This window comes from Mycobacterium innocens (genome assembly GCF_900566055.1).
Lineage (GTDB): Bacteria > Actinomycetota > Actinomycetes > Mycobacteriales > Mycobacteriaceae > Mycobacterium > Mycobacterium innocens.
Map to the genome: position 1 here is coordinate 1 of NZ_UPHQ01000199.1, position 8,419 is coordinate 8,419.

Annotated in this window: 8 protein-coding genes and 1 pseudogene; 3 read left to right on the forward strand and 6 right to left on the reverse strand. The window is 64.1% G+C overall.

What is annotated here, in order from left to right:
• Nucleotides 1–139: 139 nt before the first annotated feature.
• A pseudogene (locus EET03_RS33095) lies at nt 140–217 on the reverse strand (IS200/IS605 family transposase); the annotation flags it as partial.
• Between the two features lie 239 nt (nt 218–456).
• Here EET03_RS33095 and EET03_RS19510 point away from each other — a divergent pair.
• Entirely contained in the window at nt 457–1,881 is a 1,425-nt protein-coding gene (locus EET03_RS19510; protein WP_075541868.1) for a DUF2254 domain-containing protein, read from the forward strand.
• Nucleotides 1,882–1,892: 11 nt separating this feature from the next.
• Here EET03_RS19510 and EET03_RS19515 read toward each other — a convergent pair whose 3' ends face one another.
• The 3 genes from EET03_RS19515 to EET03_RS19525 all read right to left on the reverse strand — a co-directional run bounded on the left by EET03_RS19515 (nt 1,893) and on the right by EET03_RS19525 (nt 3,690).
• Nucleotides 1,893–2,528, reverse strand: a complete 636-nt coding sequence (locus tag EET03_RS19515; protein WP_075541869.1) for a hypothetical protein — start codon at nt 2,526–2,528, stop codon at nt 1,893–1,895.
• Between the two features lie 49 nt (nt 2,529–2,577).
• On the reverse strand, nt 2,578–3,060 hold the full coding sequence (locus EET03_RS19520) for an Rv2253 family sensor-like surface protein (RefSeq protein ID WP_099193676.1): 483 nt from the start codon (nt 3,058–3,060) through the stop codon (nt 2,578–2,580).
• A gap of 144 nt (nt 3,061–3,204) precedes the next feature.
• Nucleotides 3,205–3,690, reverse strand: coding sequence for an NUDIX domain-containing protein (locus EET03_RS19525; RefSeq protein WP_208649094.1), 486 nt, complete (start codon nt 3,688–3,690; stop codon nt 3,205–3,207).
• A gap of 148 nt (nt 3,691–3,838) precedes the next feature.
• Between EET03_RS19525 and EET03_RS19530 the strand changes: the two genes are divergently transcribed.
• Nucleotides 3,839–4,756, forward strand: coding sequence for a DUF2971 domain-containing protein (locus EET03_RS19530; RefSeq protein WP_167470666.1), 918 nt, complete (start codon nt 3,839–3,841; stop codon nt 4,754–4,756).
• An 11-nt stretch (nt 4,757–4,767) separates the two neighbouring features.
• Here EET03_RS19530 and EET03_RS19535 read toward each other — a convergent pair whose 3' ends face one another.
• Nucleotides 4,768–5,235, reverse strand: a complete 468-nt coding sequence (locus EET03_RS19535) for an SRPBCC family protein (RefSeq protein WP_075541872.1) — start codon at nt 5,233–5,235, stop codon at nt 4,768–4,770.
• Between the two features lie 144 nt (nt 5,236–5,379).
• Here EET03_RS19535 and EET03_RS19540 point away from each other — a divergent pair, with 144 nt between their 5' ends.
• Nucleotides 5,380–7,095, forward strand: coding sequence for an NAD-binding protein (locus EET03_RS19540; RefSeq protein ID WP_075541873.1), 1,716 nt, complete (start codon nt 5,380–5,382; stop codon nt 7,093–7,095).
• A 346-nt stretch (nt 7,096–7,441) separates the two neighbouring features.
• On the opposite strand, the gene EET03_RS19545 is transcribed toward EET03_RS19540, so the two are convergent.
• Entirely contained in the window at nt 7,442–8,158 is a 717-nt protein-coding gene (locus EET03_RS19545; RefSeq protein ID WP_075541874.1) for a sensor domain-containing protein, read from the reverse strand.
• Between the last annotated feature and the right edge of the window lie 261 nt (nt 8,159–8,419).

The following is an 8,419-nucleotide window of genomic DNA, read 5'->3' on the forward strand; positions in this document are numbered from 1 at the left end:
GATCGACTTGCCGGTCTCTCGCACGATCCGCACCGCGCCAGCCTTGAAGTCCTCATCGAACTTCCGCCTGTTTGCTGCCATCGCCGCCTCCTCAATAGCGACGTCTCCACGCTACGAGGGGAATCCCAGCTTCGGACACACACCACACCACGTGATACGCGCACTGGAACGCGATATCCGCGTTCGTCCGCAACGTAACACCCACCACCGACAATATTAGACAGATGATACCTATCTAATGACGCCAACACGCCGGACCACGCGGGGCAGCGGGCACCACAAGCGCGAACTTGACGCGCTCACCCCCAGGGTTAAAACCCGGGGTCCGCCGCGCTACCCACCTTCGATCGAATCACCGACAGGCCGAGTGATTGCGGCGGCAACCGCCGACCCGCATCCGGCACAACGGTAGGCAAACTCTCGTTCCACCGCCTGTAGGCGGTGCATGCTTAATCGGTGACCGCAAAGAGCCTGCTCAGCCGACGCAGCGTCATCCGGGATTACCTGCAGGGCGCCGTCTGGGTGCTCCCGACACTGGGTATTGTGCTTGGTCTCGCGGCTGGAGCTGTTTTATCGCTGATACCGGTGAAACCCGGCTCGCTGATCGACAAGGTGATGTTTCAGGGCACCGCCGGCGACGCTCGCGGGGTGCTGATCGTGGTGTCGGCCACGATGATCACCACCATCGGCATCGTCTTCTCGCTGACGGTCCTGTCCCTGCAGATCGCTTCCAGCCAATTCTCGGTCCGGTTACTGCGGACCTTCCTGCGCGATGTGTCCAACCAGGTGGTGTTGGCGATCTTCGCCTGCACCTTCGCCTACAGCACCGGCGGGCTGCACACCGTCGGAGAGCATGCCAGCGGGGGCGCGTTTGTACCGAAGGTTGCGGTCAGCGGTTCCCTCGCGCTGGCATTCGTCAGCTTCGCCGCGCTGATCTATTTCCTGCACCACCTTATGCACTCGATCCAGATCGACACGATCATGGAGAAGGTGCGACTGCGCACGCTGGCGCTGATCGATGAGATGTATCCGAATTCGGATACGCCGGATCGGCAACTGGAAACGCCACCTAAGCCGCCGGCCGGGGCGGCGCCGCTGTTAGCCCCGCAGTCGGGCTATCTCCAAACCGTCGACATCGACGAGATCGCCGAATCAGCAGCAGCCAGCGGGCACACCGTGGAACTGGTTGCCTTTGTCGGCGATTACGTCACCGCCGGGGGCTTGCTCGGCTGGTGCTGGTGCCGGAGCACCAAGCCGGGCCCACCGGCATCGGACTTTACGCAACACTGTTTGCGTTTTGTGCACATCGGGTTCGAGCGCACCCTGCAGCAGGACGTCCGGTTCGGACTGCGGCAGCTGGTCGATATCGCGCTGCGGGCGCTATCGCCCGCGGTCAATGACCCCTATACGGCGATACAAGTCGTGCACCATCTTTCGGCGGTCGAATCGGTACTGGCATCACGCGCGCTTCCCAATGACGTACGCCGCGACGGCAGCGGGGAGCTCCTTGTCTGGCTGCCGTACCCCGGCTTTGCCGCCTACCTGCATGTCGGATGTGCACAAATACGCCGCTACGGTTCGCGGGAACCGCTGGTGCTGGCTGCGCTGCTGCAGTTGCTGAGTGCCGTCGCCCAAAACTGCGTCGACCCATCGCGCCGCGCGGCAGTGCAGACCCAGATCGCCTTGGTGGTCCGCACTGCCCACCGCGAGCTCGCGGAGGAATCGGACCAGGCCATGGTTGTCAGTGCCGCTGCACGGGCGACCGAGGTCGCCGAGAAACCCGGGACCTTGGCGCCGCCGTCATCGGTGTTCGGCCAGGTAGCTGCGGCGCAGGCGGCAGCATCGACAATCAGGGCCGCCGACAAAGGTGGGCCGGTTTAACAGACCCTCGATTACGCCGGGCTCGCCGACACCGGTGTCCACCTATCCCATAAATCGCCGAAGTTGAGCCTGACCAGCGACGACGGGTCGACGTTGACGATTTCGCGGAAGTGGTCTTGCCAACCCCACCAGACACTGATGTAGAACACATGGTCAAACCAGCTCAGCTGGTAATCGGACGGGATGGACTCGCCCTTATTCTCCGGCGCAAACACGGCCACGGCCAGCATTCCCAGGATCGCGAACTTGGTCAGCTGGATCTTGCCGTCATTGGCAGAACGCAGTACCGCACCGGCGTTCACGTACGGGGTCACTTCGAAGCCAACCGTGCTTTCGTCGACGTGACCGTGCAGCCACCGGTGAATCCCGAACAAAACGTCCGCAATGTCGGGGCGCTTGTCCGGCAGATCGGATCGCACCGCCACCGGAAAACGCGTTTCTTCCAGGTTGACGCCGGGGGTCGCCATCACACCGAAGATGTCGAGCGAATCCCGGATGACTCTCCGGAAGCGGGTGCCGACTCCCAACGCCGGATAGCGTTTTCGGGCGGTGCCGTCGACGGCGTTGCATGCGTGCAGCATGGCCACGTCCCACAGTTTTCGATCCCACTGTTGCAGCGACTGCGCAACGGACTCGCCCACCGTCATGCGATCAGGCTATCGGCCAGTACCTCGGTCGTGTCGCAACCGCCCCATTCTATTGAGGTCGAGCAGGAAACGCCGCCACCGGCATTTCGACGCTGCCGCGGCACGGGCCGCTGGCAATGTCGGTATGCCAGGTGCCGCGCAGCGACCCGTCTGCCTGGGGCGCGTAGAAAGCCCACGACCGCGCGGGTGCCCACACTTTGGCGACCCCCTCTCCCAGGTAGCAGTCCCACTGAAAGTCGAAGTGCTCCACCCACCTGGTTCCATCCCAGGCGTAATGAGAAGGCTGGGGCAACGTCGGGTTCTTCGGCGTAGGTCCGTTGGTGGCAGTGGCAACGCACTGGGCAGCCGAACACGTCGTCGTGAAGACGTAGTCCGCGCTGAACGTGGGTTCGGCCTGGCCGGCAGCCATGCTGGTGCCGGTCTTGTCGGCGGCGTAACGCACCAGCGAGTATTTCCCGTTCCACGATGGCGTCGCCGCGTGCACCGGGACCGCGACGCTGCCGCATAGCACGATCACGGCGGCAGCGAACATCCCAGCGACACGGGCTTCCCACCTGGAAATCGGACGCGTTGGGTAGATGGTGCGGGTTCGACGACGCAATCAGGTCTCAGCGCGGACACGATCGCGTTCGGCACCACAAACGACGAAACGGTGAGCAACACAAGGCAATCCGCGTCATCGGCCGAGCACGAGGAACAGCCCGTAGGCCGCGATCGACTGTGAGTCGACGATCACTCCGGAGCGGATCATCTCCTCGACATCGCCACGCGGGAACCAGGCGCTGCGCATGTCCTGCTCCTCGTGCTCAGGATCGGATTCTCCCTCGGTGATGTCGGTGGCCAGATATACCCACCCACGCTGACTCGTCATTCCCGGAGCGGTGTCGAGCCGGCCGAGCAACTCGAACGACGCCGCACACAATCCGGTCTCCTCGCGCAGCTCACGCGCGGCCAGCTCGGCGGGCTCCAGATCGGCCAAATCGGGCGCGGTGCCCTGCGGAAACTCCCAGCGTCGGGCGCCGACGGGATACCGGAATTGCTCGACCAGCCGGAATCGGCGCCCGTCATACGGCATCACGAGCGCGTAGGTCGGCTTGTCCACCACGCCGTATATCCCGGGGCTGCCATCGGGGCGGCGGATGTCGTCTTCGCGGAGCACCATCCAGCGATTGCGATAGATCTCGCGGGACGCGACGGATTCGATGAAGGGCACCCGGCCAGTATCACGACCGTCGCGCTGGGAGCGCCGCAGGCGGTCGCGTGTGCCGGTTTCGCTGAGCTCGCCGACGCCACGTGCTTCACTAGGCGACGTGTCCGATGACGCCGCTGCGGGTCACTCAGCAGAACACGTAACCGATCGGCCGGTGCATGAGCGCGACGGCAGCGTCTACCACTACACAGACATCAAGGGCCTCAAGGGAATTCTCGACTCGGGACAAATCTGGGGAACTCATGTCGCGTACCTGAACGACTCCCAGGAATTCTCCTACGGCGTGGAAGCCATCTGCGCGATGATTGCTCGGTACGGGGAGCACATTAAAGCGTCCGGACAAGCGGAACCTGAATTGCGATCGTCCGCGATTCTGAGCGTCTGTAGGAATATGCTGCGCGCCCAAGAGCTCATCGAAGACGATTTCGGACCGTTTGTCGCCTGCTTTTCCATGTCCGCAGACGACCTATCCCAGTGGCGCGGATACGCCAACGGCGGCTACGCGATCCAGTTCGACAGCCAGATACTGAGGGAAACCGTCCAGCAAGCGACGCTCCCCACCGAACTACCGATCGCAGAACCCGTACCGATTCCGGAGTTGCATCCGGTGGAATATCTGCCCGATCGACAGTCCGAACAAGTGACTCGATTGCTCGACGACCATATCGACGAATTGATCCACGCCGTGGGCGACGACACCGTTTCCGGCATTCATCCGGCCCAACAGCGCCTGGTCAGGCGAATAATTCCGTTGGCGGCTTCGATGAAACACAAGAAGTTCCTCGGCGAAGCAGAACAGCGGCTGATATCCCATACGTCCGAAACGTTCTATTCCACGTCCCGCATCGGGCTGATACCCCGAGTCAGGTTCGAATTCGACCGAAGCGCAATCAAGGGGGTGCTGGTGGGGCCGAGCGAACACTGCGACGCCAAAACGCTGTCACTGTACCGTTACCTGCGGCGTAGGTACCCCAAGGCCGACGTCGTCCGGTCCAGCGTGCCGTATCGCGACATCTGAAATAGTCGCCGTCAGGCCGCGATTTCGGCCGCTTTCTTGATGCGCCGCAGTGTTTCCTGAATGCCGCGGTCCATTTGCCGCCCCCGCGGAATAGCCGCTTCGGCCAACCTGTTGACCATCGAACACCAGAGAAACTCGAAAGATTCGGTGAGCAGTGTTCCCGACGGTGTCGGCTCCATGGTGTAGCGCCAGCGTGTTTCTTCACGGCCGGCACCGTCGTTGACGGTGGTAAAGCTGAATTCGCGACCCCTCTCGGCCGTGCCCACCACCGCAGTCCTTTCCCAGCGCATCAGACCCAGCCGGTTGTACCCGCGGAACCGCGCAGCCGGGGCCGCAGTGGAAACCCCGTCGAGCCACTCGCACCGATAGCACTCCGGGCTCCAATCCCCCATCCGGGTGACGTCGGCAATGAGGTCGTACACCAGATCGGGAGGCGCGGCAATGTCGATACTTTCGTGACCGCGCCGGGCTGTAGGCATGGCCCGAGTATCCACCCGACTGCCCGCCGGGTTACGACACATGTTCGGCCGGCAAACCGTTACGGTGCCAGATAGCCGTAGATAGCGATAGCAGCCAGCGGAGGGGTTGAAAATGCCAGACGACCCGGTGCCACGGCGGTATCGGTGAGAGCGCACCGGCACATCATCGTCAGCGGTGACGACGCGCTGGCGAACACGATTGTCGAGGAGCTGAACAGCGCCGGCGTCCACATTGTCAAGCTCGCCGCCGACGAGCTCAAAGATGCCGAGCTCTCGCAGGCGATCGCCGTCATCTGCGCCGGCGACGACGACGCGCGAAATCTCGAAATCGCGCTGCTGGCAAGGAAAGCCGACCCGCACGTGCGGGTGGTGGCGAGGCTGGCCAACGACGTCCTGCGCGAAGCGATGACTGCCGCCAACGAGCCCGGCGCGATCCTCGACGTCGCTGATCTGGCGGCACCGTCGGTCGTCGAGGCCTGTTTGGCGCGCACCGCTCACCCGTTCGAGGTGGCCGGCATGAAGTTCGTCGTCTGGCGGGCCGAGGCACCGCGGGAGGCGACCCTGCGGGAAATCTACGGCGACCTTGCGCCGGTGGCCGTGGTCCGCGGCAAGGACTCTCCCAACCCCGGCGAGCTGGTCGCCTGTCCGGGCCGCGATCTGCGCGTCCACGCCGGCGACCAGACCGCGATGATCGGTACCGCGGACGAGCTGGCCGTCCGCGGCATCAAGGTCCCCCGGCCCACAGCGACGCGTTTCCGCCTGCTGTGGCTTCGCCAGCTGTCCGACGCGGTACGCGCTTTCCGTAACGACGTGAACCCGATGTTCTATCGGGCTTTGGCCGCGATGGCGGTCCTGCTCATCGGATCGACGATCTTGTTGCGCTTTGCCTACCTGCGCCCACCGGGGATGACGTGGCTGGACGCGCTGTACTTCAGCACCGAGACGATCGCCACCGTGGGCTACGGCGACTTCAGCTTCGCCCACCAGCCCACGTGGCTGCGGGTGTTCAGCATCTCGTTGATGTTCGCCGGCGTGACCCTTACCGCAATTCTGGTCGCGTTCCTCGCCGACCTGCTGTTGTCGCGCCGATTCACTCGTTCGGCCGGGCGGATGCGGGTACGCCATCTGCGCAACCACGTCATTGTCGTCGGGCTCGGCTCGTTCGGCATCCGGGTGGTCAGGGACTTGACCGCCGCCGGGTACGACGTCGCGGTCATCGAGCTCGACGAAAACAGCCGATACCTGTCATCGGCGGCCGAGCTGGACGTGCCGGTCATCTTTGGTGACGCGACGTTGCCGCAGACACTGGAATCGGCCTGCGTCGCTCACGCCCGCGCGGTGGCGGTGCTCACCCAGGACGACATGGTCAACGTCGAAGCCGGGATCGTGCTGCGGGAAATGCTGGGCGGCCTCAAGGCCAAAGGACGCAGCGTTCCGCTCGTGCTGCGCGTATACGACCGCACGCTGGGCAGCGCGGTGGCCCAGCGGTTCGGCTTCGAAAGTGTGCGCTCGACCGTGGAATTGGCGGCACCGTGGTTCATCGGCGCCGCGATGGGCCTGCAGGTGCTGGGCACCTTTTCGGTGGGGCAAAACTCCTTCATGGTGGGCGGAATGCAGGTGGGCGCCGGCAGCGAACTCGACGGGCTGCCGATGTACGAGTTGTCGACCGACACCCGAGTCATCGCGATCACCAGGGTCGACGAGCCGGTCACGCTACATCCGCGCCGGGAGGCCCGGCTGCGGGCCGGCGACACCGTCTATCTCGTCGGCCCCTACCGCGAGCTGCTGGCGACGCTGCGCAAGGGCCAACCCGTGCAGCAACGCGCGGTCGGCGGCTTGCCCGAAGCGGCGACTGGTTGAGCGGTCCTCAAATAAAGCCAAAGCCGCACAAGGATTTCGGGTGTCGCGGCCGGCGGCGCAGACGACATCCTCGCGGCGTTGAGTGCTTACGAGGTAGTGGTCGCCAAGGCGATCGGGTTGCGGCGACATCGGCCCCGGCCACGACAGTGTCATCCCGACCACGGCGCGGTCAAGGCCCTGCTGACCGGTACCCGCGGGCGAACCCGCATGCGGATGCTGCGGCCAATGTCGCTCGGGTGTTTACGTCATCGTTGACCTGCGTCGCGGCACCGATGGTCGGCGCAACGAACCGCTGCCAACGGGAATGGGTCCAACAGGATTGTGGCCAACCTCGTTCGCCATGCGCTCAGCCGGGGATCTTGTCGAGAATGTCGCGGGTGATGTCGACGGCGGCTTGCCGGCCGCGGTCGGTGTTGATCATTAGGACGTCGACCTCGGCGAGGACGTTGTTCTTGACGGCAATAGTGTGATCAGTGCGCGGGCGCAGCAACGGTCCCTGCGCGGTCAGCACGATGGAGGTGATGCCGTTACCGGCGTCTGCGGGAACACTGATCGACACGGTGGTGGGCTTTTGCTTGGTGCCGGGATGGGGGCTCAGAGTCAGGGTCGAGCCGCCGCATTGGCGCCAAATCGACAGCAGAGCCGCCAGTTGCCTTTGTGCTGCGGCTGCGTCCTCAAATGCCAGTAACACTTGCCCGGCCTGCGTCAGGGTCCGTAGATCGCGGTCGTCCTTCATCGATGACCCGTAGTAACCAACGACGGCCTGCATATCGTAGGCACTCCGTGCGCCACCCCCGAACGTCGCGAGACACTCGGGGCGGTCGGGCACTGATACGGGCTCTTCGGGTTGGAATGCGGGCGGATCCGCGATCAGATTCTGGTTGCCCGTACTGTTTTTGACGTCCTCAAGGCTCAACACCAACCCGGTCAGACCCGCCGGTGCCACCGTTGGTGGTGCCGCCGGTGTCGTGGTGGTACGCACTGTTGTGCTGGTGGGTGTGGCGATCCGCATCGGACTGGGGTCGGTGCGGGTGGCCCACACGGCCAAGGCGATCACGGTCACTGTGATAACTGCATACGAGGCCAACGTTCCTACGATCGCGACATCACGGCCTCGTTCGCCGGTGCGCCGGATTCGCGCCAGTCCTAGCGGGAGTTTCCGGCCTTCGTTGATCGACGGCCTGATTTGCCCTGGTGGGGTTGTGTTTTTGGGCAGGGCTGGTGTATTACCCAACTCGCGGTGTTGGGCGCTGTTGGTCAGCGGGTGGGTGCGTATTGGTGGATTGCGAACAGGTCGGCGAGTCGCTGTTGGGTCGGGCTCATG

Bases quoted from the DNA above. Each gene is read 5' to 3' on its own strand.
- EET03_RS19525 (WP_208649094.1), bottom strand. From the start codon at position 3,690: ATGGTGCTCCGCGAAGACGACATCCGCCGCCCCGATGGCAGCCCCGGG.
- EET03_RS19535 (WP_075541872.1), bottom strand. From the start codon at position 5,235: ATGCCTACAGCCCGGCGCGGTCACGAAAGTATCGACATTGCCGCGCCT.
- EET03_RS19520 (WP_099193676.1), bottom strand. From the start codon at position 3,060: ATGTTCGCTGCCGCCGTGATCGTGCTATGCGGCAGCGTCGCGGTCCCG.
- EET03_RS19515 (WP_075541869.1), bottom strand. From the start codon at position 2,528: ATGACGGTGGGCGAGTCCGTTGCGCAGTCGCTGCAACAGTGGGATCGA.